Raw genomic sequence first — 25,448 nt, 5'->3', positions numbered from 1 at the left:
GTCATCGTGAGCGATCAATTTCGCGTGGTCTCACCTGAAGCCAGCGAGCTGCAGCCAATTTTGAACGGTCTGTTCGGTGAATATGCCGCCCGCTATGGCGATTATTTTTCTCGCGACGCTGAAGTGGAGCTGACCGAATGGTATCTGGCACCGCAGGGACTTTTCGTGGTACTGGAGCGCAGCGGCGAGATTATCGCCACCGGGGCCTACAAACCTTACGACAAAGACACCGCCGAGATTAAGCGCATCTGGACGAAAAGCAGCCTGCGTCAGCAGGGGCTGGCGGCGCGCGTGGTGCAGGAGCTGGAACGCAGGGCGCTGCTGGCGGGCTACAGCCGGATTTATCTGACCACGGGATTTCGCCAGCCGGAGGCCGTGCGACTTTATTTAAGCCAAGGCTACGATCCGCAATTTGATACAGCGCGCGATCCCGAAGAGTACAGCCTGCCACCGTTTGATGGCCGGCTGCGCTTTACCAAACTGTTGACCATCGCCGGTCAGGCCAGAATAGCCTGAGGAGAGAAGATGAAAACGACGGAGAGTATTAAAGTCGTACCGGCGCGCTATCCTATGCGCACCGCAGGAGCAGTCATTGCCTTGTTTGTCCTGGCGGTGATTATCCAGTCCGTGGCGTTTAATCCGCGCTGGGAATGGGGCGTGTTTGCCCGTTGGTTCTTTGATCCGGTTATCTTGTCCGGCCTTGGGCAAACTCTGCTACTGACGCTTATCGGTACGCTGTTGAGTATTATCATCGGTGGTCTGCTGGCGCTGGCACGGCTTTCATCTTCCTGGCTACTGAACGGTCTGGCATGGGGATACATCTGGCTGTTTCGTTCGTTACCGCTGATTGTGGTGCTCATCGTTTTGTACAACTTCTCCTATTTGTACGACACGCTGGCGATTGGTATTCCGTTTACTCCCATTCAATGGGGCAGTTTTGAGACCATCAATGTGCTCGGCCAGTTTTCCACCGCGGTGGTTGGCCTGACGCTGGTGCAAAGCGCCTATACCGCTGAAATTATTCGTGGTGGATTTTTAGGGGTTGACCACGGCCAGTACGAGGCAGCGGCAGCGCTGGGCTTACCCGCATGGCGACGTACGCTGCGAATTATTCTGCCGCAGGCGCTGCGCACCATTTTGCCTGCTGGCTTCAATGAAATCATCAGTCTGGCGAAAGGGACGGCGATGGTATACGTGCTGGCAATGCCAGAGCTGTTCTACACCATCCAGATGATCTACAACCGCACGCAGGAAGTGATCCCGCTGTTGATGGTGGGTGCGGTGTGGTATCTGGTGATCACCAGCGTTCTGTCGTTAATTCAGCACCTGGTCGAACGCGCGCTGGCCCGCAGCGAGCGACGTTCCGCAATCAATACCGCCCGGGTGAGCCGTGCAGAAAAACGCAACCGTCAACGTCCGCAGCAGGAGGCCGTCCATGTCCCACTCGCCTGAAGGCCATATTTCCATTACCGGCGTCAGCAAATACTTCGGTCGCCACAAAGCGCTGGATAATGTGTCGCTAGAGATCCCTCCCGGAACGGTAACGGTTATTCTTGGCCCGTCCGGTTCAGGAAAATCCACACTCTTGCGGACGATCAACCATCTGGAGCGCGTCGATGAAGGGTTTATTCAAATCGATGGCGATTACATTGGTTATCGTCGGCAGGGAGACAAGCTGTATGAGTTGAAAGAGGCGGAAATTTTGCGCCAGCGCGTTAACGTCGGCTATGTGTTCCAGAATTTTAATCTGTTCCCGCACTTAACAGTGCTGGAGAATTTGATTGAAGCGCCCATTGCGCACGGTCTGGCATCGCGTAAAGCCGCCACCGAGCGGGCATTAACTCTGCTTGATGCCGTTGGCTTGCGTAATAAAGCCGGTGCCTGGTCGCGTCATCTCTCCGGCGGTCAGCAGCAGCGTATCGCTATAGCCCGTGCGCTGGCGCTAAATCCACGCGTTATGCTGTTTGATGAACCCACTTCAGCGCTGGATCCTGAACTGGTAGGCGAAGTTCTGGATGTTATCAAAGCACTGGCGCAGTCGGGAACCACGCTGGTTGTGGTGACGCACGAGATTGGGTTCGCCCGGGAAGTGGCGGATCAGGTGGTGTTTATGGTCGATGGCAAAATTGTCGAACAGGGCAGCAGCGAGCAGGTGCTGAATCATCCACGCCACACGCGCACCCAGCAATTCTTGTCGAAAGTGCTGTGAACTTGCAGGGAAAGATAGGCTGGTCTGCATAGACTGACGAATGCTGCTCTACACTTAGGGTTTTAACTTTGGGGGGTTGCAGCATGATTAAGGTCTATGGGGTGCCGGGCTGGGGATCGGCCATCAGTGAAGTGATGCTCACACTGGCGGAGATCCCTTACAGCTTTATTGATGTGGATGGTTTTGACCGCGACGGGCCTTCGCGGGAGTTGCTTAAAAAAATGAATCCGCTGTGCCAGGTGCCCACACTGATACTGGAAAATGGTAACGTGATGACGGAAACGGCGGCCATCGCCCTGATGATCCTCGATCGTTGTCCTGAACTTGCGCCACCCGTTGGGCACGCTGAGCGCCAGCAGTTTCAGCGTCTGTTGATATGGCTGGTGGCAAATGTCTATCCAACGTTTACCTATGCCGATTATCCACAACGCTGGGTACCAGACGCCGCGGCGCAGTTAAAAAAGAACTGTATTGAGTACCGCAAATCGCTTTATATGTGGCTGAACGACCAGCTAAGCGCTGAGCCGTACGCGTTTGGCGATCAGCTAACACTGCTGGACGTTTATATTGCCGTTATGCGCACCTGGGGGCCAGGGCATGACTGGTTTCAGGACAACACGCCCAATATCAGCGCCATCGCTGACGCGGTTTGCCAGCACCCGCGACTGCGTACTGTACTGAAAAATAATAAGATTATTTGAAAAAAAAACGCTGTTCCGCAGGAGTGCAAATCCCGGAACAGCGGGCGAACTATCGCCATAAGCTTACATTACGCGACGGACGGGCTCAGCGTAATACGATCCAGTGGCCCCACGATAAACAGATAAGAAATCAGGCCAATCAGCCCCATCGAACCGACGTACAGAATGGCGTAATCGAAGGACTGGGTATTCGCCAGAATGACGCCGATCACCAGCGGCGTGATAATACTCGCCATATTGCCGCACATATTGAATACGCCGCCAGCAATGCCGAGCACTTCTTTTGGTGAAGTATCGCTAAGTACGCACCACCCCAGATTGCCAAAGCCTTTAGCGAAAAATGCCAGACTCATCGCCGCGATAACCACAAATTCTGACGAGGTGTAGTTAGCGATAACGATGACACAGGAAAGTAACATTCCGCAGATAACGGGCAGCTTACGAGCAACCGTCAGGCTGTAGCCGCATTTTAATAGCCAGTCTGAAAAAACGCCCCCTAACAATCCACCGATAAAACCGGCAATAGCAGGAATACTGGCGACAAACCCCACTTTAAGGATCGACATTCCTTTAGCCTGATACAGATAGGTAGGAAACCAGGTCAGGAAGAACCAGGTGATTGACGTCACGCAGAACTGCCCGATGTAAACGCCAATCATCATGCGGTTGACGCAGACGCTTTTTATTTGCGCAAAGGTAATCTTCTGTGGCTCTTTTTTATTTCCCAGCGACGGTTCGCCACCGCCTTCCCGGATATAGTCAATTTCCTGCTGGTTTACCTTCGGATGATGCATAGGATCTCTGACTTTTACCAGCCAGAAGATGCCAAGAATAACGCCAATCGCCCCAATGTAATAAAAAACAAAGTGCCAGCTGAGATTATGCAAAATAATCGTCATTAACGGTGTAATTACCCCTAACGAGATATATTGCGCGGCCTGGTAAACTGAGGTGACAAATCCTCGTTCGTTATTAGGAAACCACTGCACGCTTAATCGGCTGTTGGCAGGAAAGGCCGGAGCCTCAATGGCACCCATCAGTAAACGTAAGATAATCAATACCACAAGTGGACTGGCATACAGATAAATGGTGCCCTGAAACATGGTCACCAGCGACCAGCCAATCAGGGCGCAGCCGTATACCAGACGAGAACCGTAGCGATCAAGTAGCCAGCCGCCAGGCAATTGCATAATGACATAAGAAATACCGAAGGCAGAAAAGGCCAGCCCCATTGCTTCGGGATCAAAACCTAATTCTTTGCTCATAATCGGAGCCACGACGGATAACGTCGCGCGATCGGCGTAATTAAATACGGTGGCAAGAAACAGAAATATCAAAATACCGTAACGCACTTTTGTGCGCTTTATTATTGTGTTCATCACCCACTCCTTTCATAAGGTTGAGAGCGTTTCTGTAGGGAAGAGGGCGGGTATTACTTACCCGCCAAATAAATTAAGGACGTTTACCAAACTCGCAGGTTAATTGCGTCCAGCGACGTGTCTGCTCGCTGATGCTGAACCCCAGGCCGTGACGGTCGGAAACCCACATCCGCCCATCGCGTAGCTCAAGCTGTTCATTAAATAACGGGTTCAGCCATTCGAAATGTTCCAACCATGGCTCAAGCGGGTAAGCGGCGGACAGATGCAGGTGAACTTCCATGGCAAAGTGCGGAGCCAGTTTGCGACCGTGTTTCGCCGCCAGGTCCATAATTTTCAGAAACGGTGAAATTCCCCCCACACGCGGTGCATCGGGCTGCACAAAATCACTGGCATTACCGAGGATCAGCTGTTCATGTTCACGGAAACTGGTCAGCATTTCACCGGTAGCAATCGGGGTATCAAGCGCGGCGGCCAGTTGGGCGTGACCTTCCACATCGTAGGCATCCAGCGGCTCTTCAATCCAGATCAGATTGAACTGCTCCATTTTTCGTCCCATACGAATGGCGGTTTCTCGATCCCACTGCTGATTGGCATCGACCATCAGCGGGAAGTCATCGCCCAGCGCTTCACGCACCGCGGTTAAGCGGCGAATATCCTCGGCGCAGTTTGGCTGACCAACCTTGAGTTTGATGCCGCCAATGCCGTTTTCACGGGAAATAACGACGTTTTTGAGCACCTGATCCAGCGGCGTATGCAGGAATCCGCCGGAGGTGTTGTAACACTGCACGGAGTCCCGGTGTGCACCCAATAGCTTTGCCAGCGGCAACCCTGCACGCTTGGCCTTCATATCCCACAAGGCGATATCGATAGGGGAGATAGCCTGAACCGCCATGCCGCTGCGCCCTACGGAAGCTCCAGCCCACAGCAGCTTGGTGTAGATCTTGTCGATATCGTTTGGATCTTCGCCTAACAGGTTATCGGCAATTTCTTTGGCATGAGCATAGATTCCCTGGCCGCCAGCCCGTTTGGAGTAACTAAATCCAACGCCTTCAAACCCGTCGCGACTGCGGATCTCCGCGATAATAATGGCAACTTCGGTTAGGGGTTTCTGGCGACCGGTCAGCACTTTGGCATCGCTCACGGGTGTTGCCAGGGGAAGGAAAGCCAGGGACAGCTTAACCCACTCGATACGGTCGCCGGTTTCAGCCGCGGTTTTTGCATTGGCTGATTTGGCATACGTTACGGCATCGGAATTCGCACTTAATGACATTTTAATCTCTCCTGGTGATAACAAATGATTGCGCTAACATTTTTAGTGTTAGGGCAATCATTGCGCCAGCGAATTGAATGCGTTTTGAACAATCGCTCACAAATACTGAGACAAAAGGGCAGTAACTTGTAAACAGCATCACATTCCAATACTTTATGGGTAAATGCACAAGTCATTATGATGGCGCTATCATTTCAGATGGCGCTAATTAACTAAGCTGCTGTTTTCTCAGCGTTATCGTAGAGGGGCGCTGGCAATAGCCGAAATCATGATGAATAATGCCAGGATAAATCAGCGATTTTTGACAAGGGCATCGACAGTGAAAAATCCCAGACCTCCGCGCGCACCCACGCTGGAAGATGTTGCCCGTACCGCGGGATTGTCGCCCATGACGGTGAGCAGGGCGTTGAATACCCCGCAACTGGTGCGCCCGAGAACAGTAGAAAAAGTGATGCAGGCGGTACGCGCCACTGGCTATATTCCCAACGCGCTGGCCGGGGGGCTGGCGTCGCGTCGCAGTAAGCTTATTGCTGTGGTTGTCCCACAAATTAACAACAATATGTTTGTCGATACCATCCAGTCATTAAGCGATGAACTGGCTGAACGCGGATACCACATCTTGCTTTGCGTGTCGGGTTATACGCCGCAAACAGAGGCTGAGCTGGTGGCGACGCTGCTTTCTCGTCGCCCGGATGGTGTAGTGCTCACCGGTATCCATCATACCGCCGAGCTGAAAAAGGTGATTCTTAATGCGGCCATCCCGGTCGTGGAAATATGGGATTTAACGCCAACGCCCATCGATATGCTGGTGGGGTTTTCGCATGAAAAAGTCGGGCAGGCGGTAGCAGACTATTTGCTGGACAAAGGGTATCGCCGTCCTGGTTTGCTATGGACCGCCGATCGCCGGGCTGGCCAGCGTAAACAAGGACTGTGCGATGCGCTGAGCCGTCATGGTATTGCGGCTGGTGCACAGGTGGATGTCCCGCTTCCTGCCTCTCTGGCATTGGGGCGTAGCGGGTTGGCACAGCTATTGGCTGAACGCGCGTTTGATGTCATCGTCTGTAGCTCAGATACGTTAGCTCAGGGGGCGATCATGGAAGCCGAAAGCCGTGGTCTACGCGTGCCGCAGGAATTAGCGGTAATCGGTTTTGGCGATCTCGACTTTGCCGCCAGTAACCGACCTGCCATCACCACCGTCAGCGTCGACAGACGGGCTATTGGACAACGCGCCGCCTCTCTGCTTGCCGATCGTATCGAACAAATTCCGCGTGAAGACGATATCATTGATGTTGGATTTCACCTGGTGGAACGAGAATCCGCATAAGTTACCTGCATCCCAAAACAATAAGGAATCTGCTATGCCGCACGTCGATATCAAATGTTTTCCTCGCGACCTGAACGACGAACAAAAATCCGCGCTGGCGGCGGATATTACCGACGTCATTATTCGTCATTTGCAAAGCAAAGACAGTTCAGTGAGTGTGGCGCTTAATGAAATTGAGCCCGAGGCGTGGCAGGGCGTGTGGGATGCGGAGATTGCGCCGCAGATGGCCAGGTTGATTAAAAAACCCGGCTACAGCATGTAAGACAAAATGGGCGGATTTTCCGCCCGTTTTCGTTGTGCTTACGGTGTAACGATGTTGAACCAGAACTCGAACTTATCCATATAGCCGAGCATGGCATCAAGCCTGGCACCGTCGCCAGTTATCTTCACATCTCCGCTGTCCTGTGCCTGTTTCAGCGTCACTTCCTTGAGGATAATTTTATTCAGCGTGTCGCGATTCAGCGTGATCGTGGCGTCGGCATCTTTCGCTTCGGCATTGGCGGTATGGTTCAGTACGCCATTCTCCAGCTCAAGCTTGTATTTACCGCCGTCGCTGCCGAGGTCGATGTTAAATACTGATTTCGCATCGCCCGCTTTTTGTCCGTTGATATGTACCGCCAGATAATCGAAGAACATTTCCGGCGTCATGGCGCGAACGGTATCCGGGCTGGCAGTATTCGGCGTTGGGCCTTTGACCACGCCGCTACGCAGTTCTTGCGCCCCGGTCAGGTAGAAGTTACGCCACGGCCCGGATTCAGCCTGATACCCCAATTGCTCAAGCGCATCAGCTTCCAGATTACGCGCGGCCTGATTATTCGGATCGGCAAACACCACTTTGCTCACTACCTGAGCCACCCAGCGGTAGTTACCCTGGTCATAGTCAGCTTGTGCTTTTTGCAGAATGGCATCCGCACCGCCCATATAGTCGACAAATTTCTTCGCAGATTCTTCCGGCGGCAGTTCATCCAGCGTGGCTGGGTTGCCGTCAAACCAGCCAAGATAGAGCACATAGGTCGCTTTTACATCATGGCTAACGGAGCCATAGTAACCACGGTTAGCCCAGGTATGGGCCAGTGAGTCCGGCAGCTTAAAGTTCGCAGCGATTTCATCGCGGGTCAGACCTTCGTTGGCCATGCGCAACGTCTGGTCGTTGATGTATCGATACAGATCGCGCTGGCTTTTCAGCAGACCCACCACCTTGTCATTACCCCAGGTTGGCCAATGGTGCTGCGCCATCAGTACTTCGGCTTTATCACCCCAGCGTACAATCGCTTCGTTGATGTATTTAGACCACGGCAGCGGTTCACGGATTTTGGCCCCGCGCAGAGAGTAGGTGTTATGCAGGGTGTGAGTGACATCTTCAGCAGACTCAATCAGTTTCTTTTCTTCGATGAACCACAGCATTTCCGAAGGTGCTTCAGAACCCGGAGCCAGCATGAAGTCATAGGTCAGGCCATCAATGACCTCTTTTTGTCCATCTTTCTCAATGATATTCGTTGGCGCAATCAGGGTAACGGTTCCTGCGGAGGTCGTGGTTCCCAGTCCCGCGCCGACCTGACCTTTGGCATCAGGTTTTAGCAGGTTGCCGTACATATAGCTCGCACGGCGGCTCATGACGTTACCGGCCATAATATTCTCAGCGACCGCCGCTTCCATAAATCCGGCTGGCGCATAAATTTTTACTTTGCCCGCTTTAACGTCGGCTTCATCAACAACACCGCGTACGCCACCATAATGGTCAACGTGGCTGTGGGTATAAATCACCGCGACAACCGGTTTTTGACCGCGATTTTTAAAGTAAAGATCCATCCCGACTTTAGCCGTTTCTGCTGAAACCAGCGGGTCAACTACAGTGATGCCTTCTTTACCTTCAATAATGGTCATATTCGACAGATCGAGGTTACGGATCTAGTAAACGCCATCCGTTACTTCAAACAGCCCGCTGATGTTGATCAACTGGGACTGGCGCCACAGGCTTGGGTTTACCGTATCCGGCGCTTTATCACCTTCTTTAATGAACGCGTATTGCTGCGGATTCCAGATAACATTTCCCTGTTCGCCTTTGATCACTTCCTGCGGGAGCGGAGCGATAAAGCCTTTGTGGGCATCGGTAAAGTCGGTGTTATCGGAGAATGGCAATTGGTTGTATAGCGCGTTGTTGACTTGTTGCGTGGCGGCGGTTGCGTCTTTGGGGGCTTCAGCGGCCATAACGGGAACAGCAAACGATGTGAGTAACCCAGCAAGTATAAAACTTTGTGCGATTCTATTAAGTTGCATCGTAAAACCTCTCTGACACTTTATAAGTACAGTTGGGGGATGCTGTGCTGCGTTGACGGATAGCCTTTTGAAGAGATATTAGAGTTAGTGCAGGAATAACTATAATTCATGCGAATGATTCAGCAAGAAAGCGAAGGAATATGCTTTATCTGGCTGATTTTTAAGGGGGATGCAAATTATCGAGGATGACAGGAGAGTCCTGCCATCCGTTTGTACATCGTTATTCACCTACAGTAATGTTTTTTCCACTGGTGACAAACGTTCCGGCCCCAAGGTGATGCAGGGTATTGAGCTTGCCATCATCAAACTGCCAGCGTCCTTCCACGAAGGCTCGCTCATCAGCGGCAGCCGAGACCACTTCACCAAACAGCGTGTCATATTTTTCCTGTGCCGCAGTGGCAGGCAACAGGCGACACTCCATCCAGGCCAGACATTTTGCTTCAATCAGCGGTAAACCCAGTACCGGTCCCTGCACCACGGGAATGCCGTAGCAGTTGAATTTATCTTCCACACGACCGGAAACGCTGCCTACGGCCCAGGTCCAGTTGGCGGCGGCAACGCCCGGAATAACGATGCCGAATTTGCCGCTACGTTCAATGAGCTCACGTGACCAGGCGGTCTTGTCGACAACAATCGCGATCCGCGGTGGTTCAAACTCCACGGGCATTGACCACGCGGCAGCCATCACATTTCGCCGCTCGGTATGCTCATCCCGGCTGGTGATTAATATCGTTGGGCCGTGATTTAGCAACCGACTGGCATGTTTTAATTCGATCGGACGAAAATGGCTCATGGATGCTCCTTGGCTGAGAGATAACACACCACAATAAACATAGATATTAACGGTATTAGAGATTTTGTCGCCTCGTCTGGAGGAACAACGCACAAAATCGACGGCGCAAAATTAAAAATGCGCTATAAGTACTGCATTAATCGAACAGGAACTCCGTATGACGCCTTTTTTAACCGCTTATTTTGCCCGTATTGGCTGGTCAGATTTGGCCAGGGTCAACATTGAAACCTTACGGGCGCTGCATTTACTGCACAACGCCGCCATACCTTTTGAAAACCTGGATGTATTGCTTCCAAGAGAGATGCAGCTTGACGATTTGTCATTGGAGGAGAAGCTGGTGACGGCGCGTCGCGGCGGCTACTGTTTTGAACAGAACGGAGTATTTGAGCGAGCGCTACGCGAAATCGGTTTTACCGTACGCAGTCTGCTCGGACGTGTGGTACTGGCGAACCCGTCAAGCCTGCCACCACGCACGCATCGTCTGTTGCTGGTTGAGTTGCAGGGAGAGCGGTGGATCGCCGACGTTGGTTTCGGCGGGCAGACGCTGACGGCGCCGATTCGTCTGCAGGCGAACATTGAGCAGAAGACACCACACGGCGAGTATCGGTTGATTCAGGAAGGTGAAGACTGGATCCTACAGTTCTGTCATCACGAACACTGGCAATCAATGTACCGTTTCGACCTGGTCGTCCAGCATCAGAGCGATTATCTGATAGGCAACTTCTGGTCCGCTCACTGGCCGCAATCACATTTTCGCCATCATTTGCTGATGTGTCGTCATCTGCCTGACGGCGGGAAATTAACGTTAACCAATTTTCATTTCACCCATTATCAGGATGGACACGCGGTAGAACAGATTAATCTGCCTGACGTCCCCAGCCTGTATGCCTTGTTGCAGGAGCGGTTTGGCCTGGGCGTGGATGACGTGAAGCATGGGTTTACCCAGGATGAGCTGGCGACGGTAATGGCGGCGTTTGATACGCATCCGGAGGCGGGGAAATAGGGGCATCGGGATTAGTGCCGGATTGGCGTAATCGCCTTATCCGGCCTACGGGAACAATTAAAAATCTATCGCCCATTCTGCGTGAAACAGGATCACCGCCGAACCGGTAATGGTGACTTTTTCTGGCTGGTTATCACGGATAGTCACCGTCACATCAACAATACCGTCGCGCCCGAGCGCACGGCCCTGATGTCCCTGAACACGTAACGTTTTCCCATCATGCGCCATCAGCCCATGGTGAACCAACCACGCGCCCATTGGACCGTTGGCATTGCCGGTAACCGGGTCTTCCACAATCCCAATTGCAGGCGAAAACATGCGGCCATCGGTGGCGTTTTCGCCCGGGCGGATTTGAAAAGGAAAGAAGCCGTTACAGCCAATTTGTTGGCTAATGGCTGTCAAAGCCTGCAAATCAGGGGAAAGGGCGTCGAGGTCCACCTCGGGCTTGAGCGGAATCATCACTTTCGAATGCCCGGTGGTAGCAACCTGAATCGGCAAGCCTGCCAGCATATCGTCTTCGCTCAGGTGTAGGGCCTCGATAATCGCACCACGAATAGCCCCTTCCAGCGGAGGTTCAAATCCGGGTACGCCTTGCTCAAGGCTGATACGATAGTCTTTCCCGGTAGCTTCGATATCCACCCGATGACGACCAGCCAGCGAGGTTTGCCAGACTGTACTGTTGCCTAAACCAAGCACGTTTGCCCGCACATAATGTGCAGCGACGGTAGCATGCCCACAGATAGGAATTTCTACCGTCGGCGTGAAATAGCGGATGCGAACATCGCTGTCGTCGCTGGTCAGCAGGAAAGCGGTTTCCGAATGACGCAGCTCGCGAGCAATGAGTTGCATCTGCGCTTCGCTCAGTCCGTCAGCATGCAAAACCACGCCTGCTGAATTGCCGCGAAAGGGTACCGAGGTAAAGGCATCGACGTGGTAAACCTGTGGTTTCATTAACGTTCTCCCTGGAATGGAGAAGCATCATAACGTGCAAAATGCCGGATGGCGATGATCGCTATCTTATCCGGCCTACGGTGCCTGGTTGTAGGCCGGATAAGGCGTGTCGTCACCCGACATTTCAATGCGGATTTATCGGCGTGAACGCACTATTTGATAGCGGCGGGTAAAGTACTCAAACGGCGCGCTCCACACGTGAACCAGGCGTGTGAACGGGAACAGCAGGAAGATAGTCATCCCCAGAACCAGATGCACACGGAAAATCAATGCCACGCCATCCAGATGCGCAGACGCGCCGCCCTGGAAGGTCACCACCGACTGCGCCCAACCTACCAGTTTCAGCATTTCACTGCCGTCAGGATGCTGCGCAGAGAATGGGATGGTGGTTAAGCCGAGGATACACTGAATCAGCAGAACGCAGAGGATCAGGATATCGGCAGTGGAGGAGGTTGCACGAATGCGCGGATTGGTCAAACGACGTACCAGCAAGCCAGCGCCACCGACCAGCGTCAGCACGCCACAGAGCCCACCGGCGATCATCGCCATCTGCTGCTTTACCGCAATCGGCAGGAACCAGGCATACATCCAGTGCGGGGTTAACATGCCAAACAGGTGCCCGAAAAAGATCCCCAGAATGCCGACGTGGAACAGGTTTGACCATAACACCATGCCGCGTTTGTCCAGCATCTGGCTGGAAGAGGCTCGCCAGGTGTATTGCCCGTAGTCATAGCGTAGCCAACTGCCGAGGATAAACACCGTGCCACAGAGGTACGGGTAGATATCGTAAAAAAAGACGTTCAGGTACTGTATCATTTCGGGCCTCCCGCGCTGACGTCGACATACTGAGGTGCCACGTCCTGGCTAAAGCGTCGTTGATAGTTTTGTAACGGTGAACTGTCACAGGCGGTGGCGTTATCCTCGATAAACTTCACCTGTTCCTCTTCCCAGACGGCATCCAGCGCCTGTCGGGTATCGTCGCGGGTTTCCGTGCCAACCTGTTTAGTGACACTGTCACTTGAAAGAGGGCTTCCGGCAAGCAGTAGCAGGGCGTCAAACAGTTGATACCACGGCGTATCACGCTGTTTCAAACGCCCACCCAGCAGCGCCAGAATCGGTGCCACGTTCTGCAATCCTTCTTTAGCCTCCGCTTCCGGCAACACGCTTAAGTACTCAAGATACAGCGGCAGATGATCCGGCAGTTCGCGGCAGTCGAGCTGCAGTCCGACCTTTTCGTACTGCGCCAACAGATCAACCATCGCCTGGCCCCGATCGCGAGACTCGGCGTGCACGTGCTCAAACAGCAGCAGAGAGGTGGCCCGGCCCCGGTCAAATATCTCACACCATTCGGCTTGTTTATCCAGTAATGGCGCATTGAGCAGCCCCTGGCTAAATTCGGTAAGCATTGGGGCATCGCTGGCCACAAGCGCCAGCGCCTCGTCTTTACACTCCCACAGCAACTCGTCGGGATATTCCATCAGCAGGCCGATAACCTTCAGGATTTGCATTATTCACCCTCCGCTTTATCGCGCACTTCGGTGATGTCGATGGCGTCAATGCGACTGCTGTTAAACAGGTTGAATTTGGTATCTGAGCCATGGCAGCCGTCGCCAAAGGTAAATCCGCAACCGTTTTTCTCCGGGAACGCATCACGCGCCATTTCACGGTGGCTGGTTGGGATCACGAAGCGGTCTTCATAGTTGGCGATGGCCAGATAGCGATACATCTCTTCAACCTGCTCAACGGTCAGACCCACTTCCTCAATCGCGCGGGTGTCCGTAACGCCTTCTACGGTTTGCGAACGCATATAATGGCGCATGGCCATCATTCGTTTTAGCGCCCGCAGTACCGGACCGGTATCGCCCGCGCTAAGCATGTTGGCAAGGTACTGAACCGGAATTCGCAGTGATTCAACCGCTGGCAGAATGTTGCCATTGTGCGGCAGTCCCCCCGCGTCAGCGACCGACTGAATCGGCGACAACGGCGGTACATACCAGACCATCGGCAGGGTGCGGTATTCCGGGTGCAGCGGCAGCGCCAGCTTCCAGTCCATCGCCATCTTGTAAACGGGCGAACGTTGGGCCGCTTCGATGACGTTGTGCGGAATACCTTGTTTTAACGCCTCTTCAATGACCGCCGGGTCGTGCGGATTGAGGAACACATCGCACTGACGCTCGTAGAGATCGGTCTCATGCTCGGTGCTGGCTGCTTCTTCGATGCGGTCGGCGTCATACAGCAATACGCCAAGATAGCGGATGCGTCCCACGCAGGTTTCCGAACATACCGTCGGCTGGCCGGACTCAATACGCGGGTAGCAGAAAATGCACTTCTCTGATTTACCGCTCTTCCAGTTAAAGTAGATTTTTTTGTACGGACAACCGCTGATGCACAAGCGCCAGCCACGACATTTATCCTGGTCGATCAACACGATGCCGTCTTCTTCACGCTTATAGATGGCACCGCTCGGGCAGGTGGCGACACAGCTTGGGTTCAGGCAGTGTTCGCACAAGCGCGGTAAATACATCATGAAGGTGTTTTCGAATTGCCCGTACATCTCCTTTTGCATTTTCTCAAAGTTACGGTCGCGGGCACGTTTTGAGAACTCACCGCCGAGCAACTCTTCCCAGTTAGGACCCCAGATAATCTTGTCCATCCGTTTGCCATCTATCAGCGAACGCGGACGTGCGGTGGGCTGATTCTTGCTTTCCGGCGCGCTATGCAGATGCTGATAATCGTAGGTAAAGGGTTCGTAATAATCATCGATTTGCGGGATCACCGGGTTAGCAAAAATTTTGGTGATAACGCCCATCTTGCCGCCCAGGCGCGGCCTTATCTTCCCGTTAACATCGCGAACCCAGCCGCCTTGCCACTCTTCCTGATCTTCCCAGTTTTTCGGGTAACCAATGCCTGGCTTGGTCTCGACGTTGTTAAACCACGCATATTCCATCCCTTCACGCCCGGTCCAGACGTTTTTACAGGTGACGGAGCAGGTGTGGCAGCCGATGCACTTATCCAGATTAAGAACCATGCCTACCTGTGAGCGTATTTTCATTTTTTCGCCTCCTGTACCTGATCGCGACCTTCATCATCCAGCCAGTTAATATTTTTCATTTTTCTAATCATGATGAACTCATCGCGGTTAGAGCCGACCGTGCCGTAATAGTTGAAGCTGTATGCCAGTTGCGCATAGCCGCCGATCATGTGCGTGGGTTTCGGGCAGACGCGGGTGACTGAGTTATGGATCCCGCCGCGCATACCGGTGACTTCCGAGCCTGGGATATTCATGATTCGCTCCTGAGCGTGATACATCATGGTCATTCCCGGCGGCACGCGCTGACTTACCACAGCCCGTGCGGTGAGCGCGCCGTTGGCGTTAAAGGCTTCAATCCAGTCGTTATCCTCAATGCCCAGCTCTTTAGCATCGGTTTCACTGATCCAGACAATGGGGCCACCGCGCGACAGCGTCAGCATCAGCAGGTTTTCGCTGTAGGTAGAATGGATCCCCCATTTCTGATGCGGAGTCAGGAAGTTGAGCGCTTTTTCCGGGAAGCCGTTAGGCGGAACTTCGCGCATATTGCTGACGCTACGGGTATCGATAGGCGGACGATATGCCACCAGACTTTCACCAAACGCTCGCATCCACGCGTGATCCTGGTACAACTGTTGGCGACCGGACAGGGTGCGCCACGGGATCAGCTCGTGGACGTTGGTATAGCCTGCGTTATAGGAGACATGTTCACTTTCCAGCCCGGACCAGGTGGGGCTGGAGATGATTTTGCGCGGCTGCGCCTGAATATCGCGAAAACGGATTTTCTCGTCTTCTTTGTTCAACGCCAGATGCGTATGGTCGCGTCCGGTCATCGCTCCCAGCGCTTCCCAGGCTTTCACCGCCACCTGACCGTTCGTTTCCGGTGCCAGGGCGAGGATCACCTCAGACGCGTCCAGCGCGGTGTCTATCAGTGGTCGGCCTTTCGCCGGACCTTCGCGTTTGGTGTAGTTCAGCTTGCCGAGGAAATCGACCTCCGCTTGGGTATTCCACGTAATACCTTTCCCGCCGTTACCGAGCTTGTCCATTAGCGGACCGAGCGAAGTGAAGCGTTCGTAGGTGGCGGGATAGTCACGCTCCACAACGGCAATATTGGGCGCCGTTTTCCCCGGGAGGAGATCGCATTCGCCTTTACGCCAGTCCTGAATGTCAAACGGCTGCGCCAGTTCTGCCGGGGAGTCGTGTTGCAGCGGCTGCAATACCACATCCGTTTCTTGCCCAAGGTGCCCGACGCAAACCTCAGAGAAGACTTTGGCGATGCCTTTATAAATTTCCCAGTCGCTCTTCGATTCCCACGCAGGATCGACCGCCGCCGACAGCGGGTGAATAAACGGATGCATATCCGAGGTGTTCATATCGTCTTTTTCATACCAGGTGGCGGTCGGCAAAACGACATCGGAGAACAGGCAGGTACTCGACATACGGAAATCGAGCGTTACCAGCAGATCAAGCTTGCCCTCTATCGCCGCGGACTGCCATTCCACCTCTTCAGGTTTAATACCTTCGCTTGAACCGAGCGCTTCCCCCTGGATCCCGCTTTCGGTACCCAGCAGATACTTGAGCATGTATTCATGCCCTTTACCGGAGGAGCCGAGCAGGTTAGAGCGCCAGACGAAGAGATTACGCGGATGGTTGTTACCACTATCCGGCTGCTCGCAGGCAAAACGAATTTCACCCGATTTCAGCGCCTGTGCTGTGTATTGTGCAGGCGACACTCCCGCTTGTTCTGCCTTTGCTTTGACGCTCAGAGGGTTGAGGTTGAGCTGCGGCGCGGACGGCAGCCAGCCCATTCTTTCTGCCCGCACGTTAAAGTCGATCAAATGTCCGCTAAACTTCGACGCGTCAGCCAGCGGAGAGAGGAGTTCCTGAGCGGTGAGTTTTTCATAACGCCACTGGCTGGAGTGATTGTAGAAAAACGAAGTGCTGTTCATCTGACGCGGCGGGCGGTTCCAGTCCAGCGCAAAGGCCAGCGGCAACCAACCAGTTTGCGGACGCAGTTTCTCCTGACCCACATAATGTGCCCAGCCGCCACCGCTTTGTCCCACACAACCGCAGAACACGAGGATGTTAATCATTCCACGGTAGTTCATATCCATGTGATACCAGTGGTTGACGCCAGCCCCGAGGATAATCATCGAACGGCCATGCGTTTTGTGCGCCGTATCGGCAAACTCACGGGCGATTTGTTCGATATGACGACGAGGGACACCGGTAATTTGCTCTCCCCAGGCCGGGGTGTAGGCTTTCACTTCGCTGTAATCTTGCGCGCTATGAGCGTCATCCAGACCGCGGTCGAGGCCGTAATTCGCCAGCACCAGATCATAGACGCTTACCACCGGGCAACGGCTGCCGTCGGCGAGGGTAAGATGTTTTACCGGCAGTTGACGAATCAGCACGGGTTCCTGTTTCACGCTGCGAAAATGTGGGTTTTCGTTGCCGCCGAAGTAGGGGAATGCCACGCCGGTCACTTCATCATGCTGACCAAGCAACGAGAGGGAAAGTTCTGTTTCAGCGCCAGCCGCCAGTGGCTCCAGGTTCCATTTACCTTTCTCGCCCCAGCGAAAACCGATAGACCCATTCGGGACCACCAGTTCGCCAGCAGTGTTAAAGGCCACGGTTTTCCACTCCGGATTGTTACTTTCGCCCAGATCATCGACAAGGTCTGAGGCGCGCATCATACGCCCTGGCACGTAGCTGCCATCTTCCCGGGCATCCAGCAAAACCAGCATCGGCATATCGGTATAGCGACGACAGTAATTGATGAAGTAATCGCTGGGATTGTCGAGGTGGAATTCTTTCAGGATGACGTGGCCCATCGCCATCGCCAGGGCGCTGTCTGTCCCTTGCTTGGGGGCCAGCCACTGGTCGCACAGTTTGGCGACTTCCGAGTAATCCGGCGTAATGGCAATCGTCTTGGTGCCTTTGTAGCGTACTTCAGTAAAAAAGTGCGCATCCGGGGTACGGGTCTGCGGCACGTTTGACCCCCAGGCGATGATGTAGCTGGAGTTATACCAGTCGGCGGATTCTGGAACATCGGTCTGTTCGCCCCAGGTCATCGGTGATGCAGGCGGTAAATCGCAGTACCAGTCATAGAAGCTCAGGCAGGTTCCGCCCAGTAGCGAAAGATAACGTGTGCCTGCGGCATAGGAGACCATCGACATAGCAGGGATCGGGGAGAACCCGGCCACGCGATCCGGGCCATAGGTTTTCACCGTCCAGACGTTGGCGGCAGCAATGAGCTGATTAAGCTCTTTCCAGTTGGAACGGATAAAACCACCGCGCCCGCGTAGCTGCTTGTAGCTCTGGCATTTTTGCGGGTCGTTCATAATGGATTCCCAGGCCAGCACCGGATCGGGCTGGCGGGACAGGGCGTCGCGCCACAGTTCGATCAGTCGTTTACGCACCAGGGGATATTTCAGACGGTTGGCGCTGTAAAGATACCAGGAGTAGCTGGCACCGCGCGGGCAGCCACGGGGTTCATGATTTGGCAGGTCAGGGCGGGTACGCGGGTAGTCGGTTTGCTGCGTTTCCCAGGTCACCAGTCCGTTTTTGACGTAGATTTTCCAACTGCATGAGCCGGTACAGTTAACGCCGTGGGTAGAACGCACAATTTTGTCGAACTGCCAGCGCTGACGATAGCTGTCTTCCCAGTCCCGGTTGGTGTGCATCACTTGCCCGTGCCCATCGGCAAACGTATCGCCCTTTTGTTTAAAGTAGCGAAAGCGATCGAACAGTTTACTCATGACATAACTCCTGCTTTGAGAATATTGCCGACGGTGAATCGAACGCTAGGCCGGATGGCGGTTAACGCCTTATCCGGCCTAGCGAACTGTCCGATCCTACGGTATCCATTTTGTTATTTTTTTTGTGATTTACGGCCATAGACCAGCCAGGTCACCAGCACGCAGACGATGTAAAACACGAGGAATATTTTCATTGCGCCCACCGAAGAGCCGGTCAGCGCCAGCGATGAACCAAACGCTTTGGGGATGAAGAAGCCCCCCACAGCGCCAATAGCAGAGATGAATCCCAGCGCGGCAGCGGTATCGGTTACCGCCTCACGTTGGGCCTGTTCTTCAGTACCACCGTGCAGCTTGACCCGGTATATGGTGATTTTGCGAAAGATCACCGCGATCATCTGGAAGGTTGAGCCGCTTCCCAGACCCGCAGTCAGGAACAAGCCCATAAACACCAGGTAGAAGGCGACAAAGTTTCCTTCGCCTGACCCTGGCAAGGTGAGAAACAGCAGGGCGCTAAACAGCGCCATAAAGATGAAGTTAATTAACGTGACGCGCACACCGCCGAATTTGTCAGAGATCACGCCGCCTGCCGATCGCGCAAGAGCGCCGATGAAGGGGCCGAAGAACGCCAGTTGCAGGATATTCACGTCCGGGAACTGAGTTTTCGCCAGAATGGCAAAGCCTGCCGAAAAGCCGATAAATGAACCGAAGGTGGCGAGATACAGCAGGCTTAATAACCACAGATGAAAACGTTTGAGGACCGGCAACTGGGAAGCAATTGAGGCCTTCGAACTGGCAATATCGTTCATTCCCATGCCTGCTGCTAAGGTGGCTATCAGCAGTAACGGAACCCAAATCCATGCGGCATTGGCCAGCGACAATAACGAGCCGTCGGCTTGCGGTACGCCCTGTACGCCCAAAAAGGTAAAGATAGGCAGAAAGATCACCAGCGGCGCGATCAACTGCATCACGCTGACGCCAAGGTTGCCGAGACCACCGTTAACGCCTAATGCGCTGCCTTGTTTCGCTTTGGGGAAGAAAAAGCTGATATTACCCATGCTGGAGGCAAAGTTTGCGCCAGCAAAACCACACATCAGCGCAATGATAATAAATACGCCAAACGGAGTAGCGTTATTTTGCACGGCAAAACCGAGCCAGACGCAGGGAATAACCAGAATAATCGTGCTAAAAATGGTCCACCGGCGCCCACCAAATATAGGTACCATAAAGGAGTAGGGGACGCGCAATATTGCGCCAGAAAGAGAAGGCAATGCCGTTAATAAAAACAGTTGGTCAGTAGTGAAATTAAAACCAATTTTATTCAGATTGACGGCCACGGCGCTAAACAACATCCAGACGCAGAACGCCAGCAACAGACAACTTACTGATATCCAGAGGTTTCTGCGTGCAATATGCTTACCTTTGTTTTCCCAAAAGGCGGGGTTCTCCGGTTTCCAGTCAGTTAAAAGATAACGATTATTTTTCTCATTTGATGCTGACATATTATTCTCCATGCCCATGCCGTTCATGAAAAAGAAATAAACGCACACAGCGCCGCGCGAGTTCTTTTTAGAAACTATTGAAAAGTTTTGGGAATATTGACTGAAAGAATAGATAAAAAAGCGCAATAACGCGGCGTGATGAGGGAATTACATGTTGCTTAAGTGTTACCAATTGTAAAAATAAAAGATGTATTATTAATTCATCTATAACATCAATTAACTAACTCTAACGTAATCATACGATCCAAATGGCGTTCGAATGCAGGGTCGGCCATTTCCTCAATGCCTAAGACATAGATGCCATCCAGGCCGCAAACCAATGCGATTAAGCGCCAGGCCACCTCGGCCGCATCCGGTATTGCTGAGAATTCACCTGCACTCTGTCCTTGAGTGATGATAGCGGCGGTTTCTTCATGCCACATCCGCATGGTTAGCAGGTAGGCGCTTTTGATTTCCGGATCTTTATCCGCCAGGACCTGCGCTTCGCGCCACAGTTTAATGTAGGGTTCGAACCCGCCATCTTCGCTGCCCAACATAGCATGCAGTCGTTCGCGGAAGCTGGCGTTATCACTGACCTGTTCGGCATCAAGAAGGGTCCGTATCAGTTGCACAAACGCGAGGGATTTTAACTCACCCGCAGAGGTAAAGTGATGGTGTACCTGCCCGGTGGACACCAGAGCTTCCGTGGCAATACGCCGCACCGTCATAGCAGTAAATCCTTCCTCAAGCGCGACACGCATGGCCGCTTGCAGAATAACTTCCCGACGTTCGTCCCGATTCAGATAGCTCATCTTTCCTCCTTTGCCCGTATAGCACGCAGTCTAACAAAAAGTTGGACATACGTTCAAATTTCCGTAGGATCGCTAAAGCTGGACACGTGTCCAGTTTCAGTTTCGTTAGGGAGTTTTATGTTTCGTCAGTGGTTAACGTTAGTCATTATTGTACTGGTCTACATCCCTGTTGCGATTGATGCAACGGTGCTGCACGTTGCCGCGCCCACGCTGAGTATGACGCTGGGTGCCAGTGGTAACGAGCTGCTGTGGATCATTGATATTTATTCTCTGGTAATGGCCGGAATGGTATTGCCAATGGGCGCGCTGGGCGATCGTATCGGCTTTAAACGTTTGCTGCTGTTAGGGGGCGGATTATTTGGCCTCGCATCGCTGGCCGCTGCCTTTGCCCACAGCGCGGGTTGGCTGATTGCCACTCGGGCCGTATTGGCGATTGGGGCGGCGATGATTGTTCCGGCAACGCTTGCGGGTATTCGCGCCACATTCGCTGAGCAACGGCATCGCAATATGGCGCTCGGTGTCTGGGCGGCCGTGGGTTCCGGCGGTGCGGCATTTGGCCCACTGGTTGGTGGAATGCTGCTGGAGCACTTCTACTGGGGATCCGTGTTCTTAATTAATGTGCCGATTGTCCTGGTGGTAATGGCCTTAACCGCACGCTTAGTGCCGCGCCAGGCCGGACGTCGCGATCAGTCGTTAAATTTCGGTCATGCGGTAATGTTGATTGTCGCCATTCTGCTGCTGGTTTACAGCGCTAAAACCGCGCTGAAAGGGCATACGGCGACCGCTGCCATTGCGTTGACGCTGTTAACCGGCGCGTTACTGTTGTGGCAGTTTGTCCGCATTCAGCTCGCTGCTTCCCGCCCGATGATTGATATGCGGCTGTTCACGCATCGTATCATCTTAAGCGGCGTTGTGATGGCGATGACCGCCATGATAACTCTGGTGGGTTTCGAGTTACTGATGGCTCAGGAGCTACAGTTTGTTCATGGTTTAACACCGTATCAGGCGGGATTGTTTATGCTGCCGGTGATGCTGGCAAGCGGCTTCAGCGGCCCCATTGCCGGTATGCTGGTGTCACGCCTGGGATTACGTTGTGTGGCAACGGCGGGTATGGCGCTTAGCGCCGTCAGTTTTTACGGCCTGGCGATGACGGATTTCAGTACTCAGCAGATTCAAGCGTGGATATTAATGGCTTTGCTCGGTTTCAGCGCCGCCAGTGCGCTGCTGGCCTCAACGGCGGCTATCATGGCGGCAGCCCCGGCAGAAAAAGCCGCAGCCGCGGGCGCCATTGAGACAATGGCTTATGAACTGGGGGCCGGGCTTGGGATCGCTATCTTTGGTTTGTTGTTGAGCCGCAGCTTTTCAGCCTCGATTCTGCCGCCTGTCGGACTTAATCCACAGGAGATAGAACGAGCCTCATCGTCAATGGGTGAGGCGGTGCAGCTGGCACATTCGCTCCCGTCGTCGCTGAGTGAGGCGTTGCTGTCGGCTGCTAAAGAAGCTTTTACCTGGTCGCACAGCGTGGCCTTAAGCAGCGCCGGCAGCATGCTTATCGTATTAGCGGTAGGAATGTGGTTCAGTCTGGCAAAGGTACAGCGTCAATAACTAATGGGCTAAATGACAGGGGTAATCCATCTCTTCGACTTCTTTTCCACTCAGTCGAGCGTATTGCCCCGTCAGCCTCCAGAACGCAGGCTGTGTTTCCGTATAGATCTCTGCCGCTAAAACCAGGCGGCGGCGATCCACCTCATTCAGCTCCAGCAGCGTCCACGGCACAAAATAACGATCGCTGCCCGTTAGGGTAAACCACAGCGGGCACCCGCAACCGGAACAGAAAAAACGTTCACCACGATTTGAAGATGGGAAGTGCGAAGGTTCTGCTGAATCCGGCGACATCAGCGGCTGAACGCTGGCTTCCAGATACATAGCGATGCCACCTGACCACTTCTGGCACAGCGTACAATGACAGGCATAGACATCCAGCATTTCGACGTCGACGGTAAAATGACTCTGCCCGCAAAGACAACGACCAGTGAATGTCTGCACGGCATACTCCTTATGACCGAGTCTACATTAAGAGAAAAAGCCAGCCCTGGAAGGACTGGCTTTGTATTCAGACTACAACAAAATTAGAACTGGTAGTTCAGACCAACAGCAACGATGTTGTCAGTGCTTACACCGGCAGCTCTTGTGAAGTTGTTGGCATCCAGCAGGTTGATTTTGTAATCAACGAAGGTGGACATGTTTTTGTTGAAGTAGTAGGTAGCACCCAGGTCTACGTATTCAACCAGATCCTGGTCGCCGTAACCGTTGATGTCTTTACCTTTAGACTTCAGGTAAGCAACGGACGGACGCAGACCGAAGTCGAACTGGTACTGAGCAACAGCTTCAAAGTTCTGTGCTTTATTTGCAATACCGATGATCTCAGTACCTTTAACAGTACCACCAAAGGTAGTCATGTTACGGGTTTCGGAGTAGGTGGTTGCCAGGTAGATGTTGTTCGCATCATATTTCAGGCCAGCAGCCCAAACTTCAGCGTTCTTACCGTCAGCTTTGAACTGACCGCTGTGGTTGTTCTGGGAGTCAGTACGGTCAGATTTCGCATAGGCTGCACCTACGCCGAAGCCATCGTACTCATAGGTAGTTGACAGACCGAAGCCGTCGCCGTTAGCTTCTTTGTCGGCGCTACGATCGTTTTTACCCTGGTACTGCAGGGCAAAGTTCAGACCTTCGACCAGACCGAAGAAGTCGGTGTTACGGTAGGTTGCAACGCCAGTAGTACGACCAGTCATGAAGACGTCAGTCTGGGTCCAGGTATCGCCACCGAACTCTGGCAGAACGTCGGTCCATGCGCCGATGTCGTAAGCTACGCCGTAGTTACGACCGTAGTCGAAAGAACCGTATTCAGCGAATTTCAGACCAGCGAATGCCAGACGGGTTTTATCTTTGTCGGAACCCTGATTTTCAGAACGGTTGCCTTTAAATTCATATTCCCACTGACCGAAACCAACCAGTTGGTCGTTGATCTGAGTTTCGCCTTTGAAGCCCAGACGCGCGTAAGTTTTGTCGCCATCGCTGCCGGTATCGTCAGAGAAGTAGTGCTGAGCGTGAACTTTACCGTACAGGTCCAGTTTGTTTGCGTCTTTGTTATATACCTCAGCTGCGTTTACCGCACCTGCCGCCAACAGGCTAGTCACTGCCACTGCAACTAATTTAAGTTTCATTCTAAATAATCCTTATAATTATTTCTTGGTGTGTTTCCTAAGGAAGGTGCGAATAAGCAGGTCATTTCTTCCCAAGCTGACTCGCTGATTAAAATTTCGCGGATCTGGGCCGATTTTTTTCCCGCAAACACATCGAATCAGCCTATTTAGGCTATTTTTTCCACCATTTCTGGCGTTATTTCCGGTTTTTACTGAGATCTCTCCCACTGACGTATCATTTGGTCCACCCGAAACAGGTTGGCCAGGGTGAATAACATCGCCAGTTGGTTATCGTTTTTCAGCAGCCCCTTGTATCTGGCTTTCACGAAGCCGAACTGCCGCTTGATGATGCGAAACGGGTGCTCCACCCTGGCACGGATGCTGGCTTTCATGTATTCGATGTTGATGGCCGTTTTGTTCTTGCGCGGATGCTGCTTCAAGGTTTTTACCCTGCCGGGACGCTCGGCGATCAGCCAGTCCACATCCACCTCGGCCAGCTCCTCGCGCTGTGGCGCTCCTTGGTAGCCGGCATCGGCTGAGACAAATTGCTCCTCTCCATGAAGCAGATTACCCAGCTGATTGAGGTCATGCTCGTTGGCCGCGGTGGTGACCAGGCTGTGGGTCAGGCCACTCTTGGCATCGACACCAATGTGGGCCTTCATGCCAAAGTGCCACTGATTGCCTTTCTTGGTCTGATGCATCTCCGGATCGCGTTGCTGCTCTTTGTTCTTGGTAGAGCTGGGTGCCTCAATGATGGTGGCATCCACCAAAGTGCCTTGGGTCATCATGACGCCTGCTTCGGCCAGCCAGCGATTGATGGTCTTGAACAATTGACGGGCCAGTTGATGCTGCTCGAGCAGGTGGCGGAAATTCATGATGGTGGTGCGATCCGGCAGGGCGCTATCCAGGGATAATCGGGCAAACAGGCGCATGGAGGCGATTTCGTACAGGGCATCTTCCATGGCACCGTCGCTCAGGTTGTACCAATGCTGCATGCAGTGAATACGCAGCATGGTCTCCAGCGGATAGGGCCGTCGGCCATTGCCCGCCTTGGGATAAAACGGCTCGATGACAGCGGTCATATTCTGCCATGGCAGAATCTGCTCCATGCGGGAGAGGAAAATCTCTTTTCGGGTCTGACGGCGCTTAGTGCTGAATTCACTATCGGCGAAGGTGAGTTGATGGCTCATGATGTCCCTCTGGGATGCGCTCCGGATGAATATGATGATCTCATATCAGGAACTTGTTCGCACCTTCCC

Annotated in this window: 21 protein-coding genes and 1 pseudogene; 8 read left to right on the top strand and 14 right to left on the bottom strand. The window is 53.2% G+C overall.

The features are described from left to right. Positions 1-6 precede the first annotated feature (6 nt). The 4 genes from OGV38_RS18540 (at position 7) to OGV38_RS18525 (ending at position 2,910) form a co-directional block, all read left to right on the top strand. The gene (locus tag OGV38_RS18540) at positions 7-516 is read left to right on the top strand and encodes a GNAT family N-acetyltransferase (RefSeq protein WP_016153131.1); all 510 of its coding nucleotides are present in this window, start codon (positions 7-9) and stop codon (positions 514-516) included. A gap of 9 nt (positions 517-525) precedes the next feature. Continuing rightward, complete coding sequence (locus OGV38_RS18535) at positions 526-1,452, top strand: amino acid ABC transporter permease (protein ID WP_016153130.1); 927 nt, start codon at positions 526-528, stop codon at positions 1,450-1,452. Then, positions 1,436-2,209 carry an amino acid ABC transporter ATP-binding protein gene (locus OGV38_RS18530; protein ID WP_181545744.1) on the top strand — a complete coding sequence of 258 codons (774 nt, stop codon included), beginning with the start codon at positions 1,436-1,438 and terminating at the stop codon, positions 2,207-2,209. Before OGV38_RS18535 ends, OGV38_RS18530 begins: the two co-directional genes overlap by 17 nt. 83 nt (positions 2,210-2,292) lie before the next feature. Then, on the top strand, positions 2,293-2,910 hold the full coding sequence (locus OGV38_RS18525; RefSeq protein WP_016153128.1) for a glutathione S-transferase family protein: 618 nt from the start codon (positions 2,293-2,295) through the stop codon (positions 2,908-2,910). A 68-nt stretch (positions 2,911-2,978) separates the two neighbouring features. Here OGV38_RS18525 and OGV38_RS18520 read toward each other — a convergent pair whose 3' ends face one another. After that, a complete protein-coding gene (locus tag OGV38_RS18520; RefSeq protein WP_269517270.1) occupies positions 2,979-4,289 on the bottom strand; it encodes an MFS transporter in 1,311 nt (436 codons plus the stop codon). Positions 4,290-4,362: 73 nt separating this feature from the next. After that, positions 4,363-5,559 (bottom strand): L-talarate/galactarate dehydratase, encoded by a 1,197-nt coding sequence (locus OGV38_RS18515; RefSeq protein ID WP_016153126.1) that lies wholly within the window; start codon positions 5,557-5,559, stop codon positions 4,363-4,365. Between the two features lie 271 nt (positions 5,560-5,830). Here OGV38_RS18515 and OGV38_RS18510 point away from each other — a divergent pair, with 271 nt between their 5' ends. Both OGV38_RS18510 and pptA read left to right on the top strand, forming a co-directional pair. Further along, on the top strand, positions 5,831-6,883 hold the full coding sequence (locus OGV38_RS18510) for a LacI family DNA-binding transcriptional regulator (RefSeq protein WP_370468755.1): 1,053 nt from the start codon (positions 5,831-5,833) through the stop codon (positions 6,881-6,883). A 34-nt stretch (positions 6,884-6,917) separates the two neighbouring features. Next, positions 6,918-7,145 (top strand): tautomerase PptA, encoded by a 228-nt coding sequence (pptA, locus tag OGV38_RS18505; RefSeq protein WP_016156554.1) that lies wholly within the window; start codon positions 6,918-6,920, stop codon positions 7,143-7,145. 38 nt (positions 7,146-7,183) lie between these two features. On the opposite strand, the pseudogene OGV38_RS18500 reads toward pptA, so the two are convergent. Then, positions 7,184-9,160 (bottom strand): annotated as a pseudogene (locus OGV38_RS18500) (alkyl/aryl-sulfatase). Positions 9,161-9,380: 220 nt separating this feature from the next. Then, on the bottom strand, positions 9,381-9,953 hold the full coding sequence (locus OGV38_RS18495) for a flavin reductase family protein (protein WP_181545738.1): 573 nt from the start codon (positions 9,951-9,953) through the stop codon (positions 9,381-9,383). A 157-nt stretch (positions 9,954-10,110) separates the two neighbouring features. Here OGV38_RS18495 and nhoA point away from each other — a divergent pair, with 157 nt between their 5' ends. Beyond that, the gene (gene nhoA, locus OGV38_RS18490) at positions 10,111-10,956 is read left to right on the top strand and encodes an N-hydroxyarylamine O-acetyltransferase (RefSeq protein WP_269517271.1); all 846 of its coding nucleotides are present in this window, start codon (positions 10,111-10,113) and stop codon (positions 10,954-10,956) included. Between the two features lie 57 nt (positions 10,957-11,013). On the opposite strand, the gene OGV38_RS18485 is transcribed toward nhoA, so the two are convergent. The 7 genes from OGV38_RS18485 to OGV38_RS18455 form a co-directional block, all read right to left on the bottom strand. After that, positions 11,014-11,907: a PhzF family isomerase gene (locus tag OGV38_RS18485; RefSeq protein WP_269517272.1), complete on the bottom strand. Its 894-nt coding sequence runs from the start codon at positions 11,905-11,907 to the stop codon at positions 11,014-11,016. A gap of 135 nt (positions 11,908-12,042) precedes the next feature. Then, positions 12,043-12,723, bottom strand: a complete 681-nt coding sequence (narI, locus tag OGV38_RS18480; RefSeq protein ID WP_149381950.1) for a respiratory nitrate reductase subunit gamma — start codon at positions 12,721-12,723, stop codon at positions 12,043-12,045. Beyond that, on the bottom strand, positions 12,720-13,415 hold the full coding sequence (gene narW, locus OGV38_RS18475) for a nitrate reductase molybdenum cofactor assembly chaperone (protein WP_016153117.1): 696 nt from the start codon (positions 13,413-13,415) through the stop codon (positions 12,720-12,722). The genes narI and narW overlap by 4 nt, the downstream gene beginning before the upstream one ends. Then, positions 13,415-14,959, bottom strand: a complete 1,545-nt coding sequence (gene narH, locus OGV38_RS18470; protein WP_016156550.1) for a nitrate reductase subunit beta — start codon at positions 14,957-14,959, stop codon at positions 13,415-13,417. Before narH ends, narW begins: the two co-directional genes overlap by 1 nt. Next, positions 14,956-18,696, bottom strand: a complete 3,741-nt coding sequence (locus OGV38_RS18465) for a nitrate reductase subunit alpha (protein ID WP_286474373.1) — start codon at positions 18,694-18,696, stop codon at positions 14,956-14,958. The genes narH and OGV38_RS18465 overlap by 4 nt, the downstream gene beginning before the upstream one ends. 113 nt (positions 18,697-18,809) lie before the next feature. Next, on the bottom strand, positions 18,810-20,195 hold the full coding sequence (locus OGV38_RS18460) for a NarK family nitrate/nitrite MFS transporter (protein WP_286474369.1): 1,386 nt from the start codon (positions 20,193-20,195) through the stop codon (positions 18,810-18,812). 212 nt (positions 20,196-20,407) lie between these two features. Further along, positions 20,408-20,986: a TetR family transcriptional regulator gene (locus tag OGV38_RS18455; protein WP_047417424.1), complete on the bottom strand. Its 579-nt coding sequence runs from the start codon at positions 20,984-20,986 to the stop codon at positions 20,408-20,410. A gap of 117 nt (positions 20,987-21,103) precedes the next feature. Here OGV38_RS18455 and OGV38_RS18450 point away from each other — a divergent pair, with 117 nt between their 5' ends. Beyond that, a complete protein-coding gene (locus OGV38_RS18450; protein WP_047417428.1) occupies positions 21,104-22,591 on the top strand; it encodes an MFS transporter in 1,488 nt (495 codons plus the stop codon). On the opposite strand, the gene OGV38_RS18445 is transcribed toward OGV38_RS18450, so the two are convergent. The 3 genes from OGV38_RS18445 to OGV38_RS18435 form a co-directional block, all read right to left on the bottom strand. Next, the gene (locus OGV38_RS18445; RefSeq protein ID WP_029139539.1) at positions 22,592-23,032 is read right to left on the bottom strand and encodes a GFA family protein; all 441 of its coding nucleotides are present in this window, start codon (positions 23,030-23,032) and stop codon (positions 22,592-22,594) included. Between the two features lie 83 nt (positions 23,033-23,115). Beyond that, a complete protein-coding gene (ompD, locus tag OGV38_RS18440) occupies positions 23,116-24,210 on the bottom strand; it encodes a porin OmpD (protein WP_269517274.1) in 1,095 nt (364 codons plus the stop codon). A gap of 188 nt (positions 24,211-24,398) precedes the next feature. Then, positions 24,399-25,379 (bottom strand): IS5-like element ISKpn26 family transposase, encoded by a 981-nt coding sequence (locus OGV38_RS18435; protein WP_000019450.1) that lies wholly within the window; start codon positions 25,377-25,379, stop codon positions 24,399-24,401. Positions 25,380-25,448: the final 69 nt, after the last annotated feature.

The sequence above is a fragment of the Citrobacter sp. Cb080 genome, assembly GCF_030334745.1.
GTDB lineage: Bacteria > Pseudomonadota > Gammaproteobacteria > Enterobacterales > Enterobacteriaceae > Citrobacter > Citrobacter braakii.
The sequence above is the reverse complement of the archived record's forward strand: the minus strand, read 5'-3'. Positions and strand labels throughout refer to the sequence as shown.

Excerpts from the sequence above, each read along its gene's own strand:
- OGV38_RS18535 (WP_016153130.1), top strand. The coding sequence starts at position 526 with ATGAAAACGACGGAGAGTATTAAAGTCGTACCGGCGCGCTATCCTATG.
- OGV38_RS18530 (WP_181545744.1), top strand. The coding sequence starts at position 1,436 with ATGTCCCACTCGCCTGAAGGCCATATTTCCATTACCGGCGTCAGCAAA.
- OGV38_RS18525 (WP_016153128.1), top strand. The coding sequence starts at position 2,293 with ATGATTAAGGTCTATGGGGTGCCGGGCTGGGGATCGGCCATCAGTGAA.
- OGV38_RS18520 (WP_269517270.1), bottom strand. The coding sequence starts at position 4,289 with ATGAACACAATAATAAAGCGCACAAAAGTGCGTTACGGTATTTTGATA.
- OGV38_RS18515 (WP_016153126.1), bottom strand. The coding sequence starts at position 5,559 with ATGTCATTAAGTGCGAATTCCGATGCCGTAACGTATGCCAAATCAGCC.
- OGV38_RS18510 (WP_370468755.1), top strand. The coding sequence starts at position 5,831 with ATGAATAATGCCAGGATAAATCAGCGATTTTTGACAAGGGCATCGACA.
- pptA (WP_016156554.1), top strand. The coding sequence starts at position 6,918 with ATGCCGCACGTCGATATCAAATGTTTTCCTCGCGACCTGAACGACGAA.
- OGV38_RS18495 (WP_181545738.1), bottom strand. The coding sequence starts at position 9,953 with ATGAGCCATTTTCGTCCGATCGAATTAAAACATGCCAGTCGGTTGCTA.
- nhoA (WP_269517271.1), top strand. The coding sequence starts at position 10,111 with ATGACGCCTTTTTTAACCGCTTATTTTGCCCGTATTGGCTGGTCAGAT.
- OGV38_RS18485 (WP_269517272.1), bottom strand. The coding sequence starts at position 11,907 with ATGAAACCACAGGTTTACCACGTCGATGCCTTTACCTCGGTACCCTTT.
- narI (WP_149381950.1), bottom strand. The coding sequence starts at position 12,723 with ATGATACAGTACCTGAACGTCTTTTTTTACGATATCTACCCGTACCTC.
- narW (WP_016153117.1), bottom strand. The coding sequence starts at position 13,415 with ATGCAAATCCTGAAGGTTATCGGCCTGCTGATGGAATATCCCGACGAG.
- narH (WP_016156550.1), bottom strand. The coding sequence starts at position 14,959 with ATGAAAATACGCTCACAGGTAGGCATGGTTCTTAATCTGGATAAGTGC.
- OGV38_RS18465 (WP_286474373.1), bottom strand. The coding sequence starts at position 18,696 with ATGAGTAAACTGTTCGATCGCTTTCGCTACTTTAAACAAAAGGGCGAT.
- OGV38_RS18460 (WP_286474369.1), bottom strand. The coding sequence starts at position 20,195 with ATGTCAGCATCAAATGAGAAAAATAATCGTTATCTTTTAACTGACTGG.
- OGV38_RS18455 (WP_047417424.1), bottom strand. The coding sequence starts at position 20,986 with ATGAGCTATCTGAATCGGGACGAACGTCGGGAAGTTATTCTGCAAGCG.
- OGV38_RS18450 (WP_047417428.1), top strand. The coding sequence starts at position 21,104 with ATGTTTCGTCAGTGGTTAACGTTAGTCATTATTGTACTGGTCTACATC.
- ompD (WP_269517274.1), bottom strand. The coding sequence starts at position 24,210 with ATGAAACTTAAATTAGTTGCAGTGGCAGTGACTAGCCTGTTGGCGGCA.
- OGV38_RS18435 (WP_000019450.1), bottom strand. The coding sequence starts at position 25,379 with ATGAGCCATCAACTCACCTTCGCCGATAGTGAATTCAGCACTAAGCGC.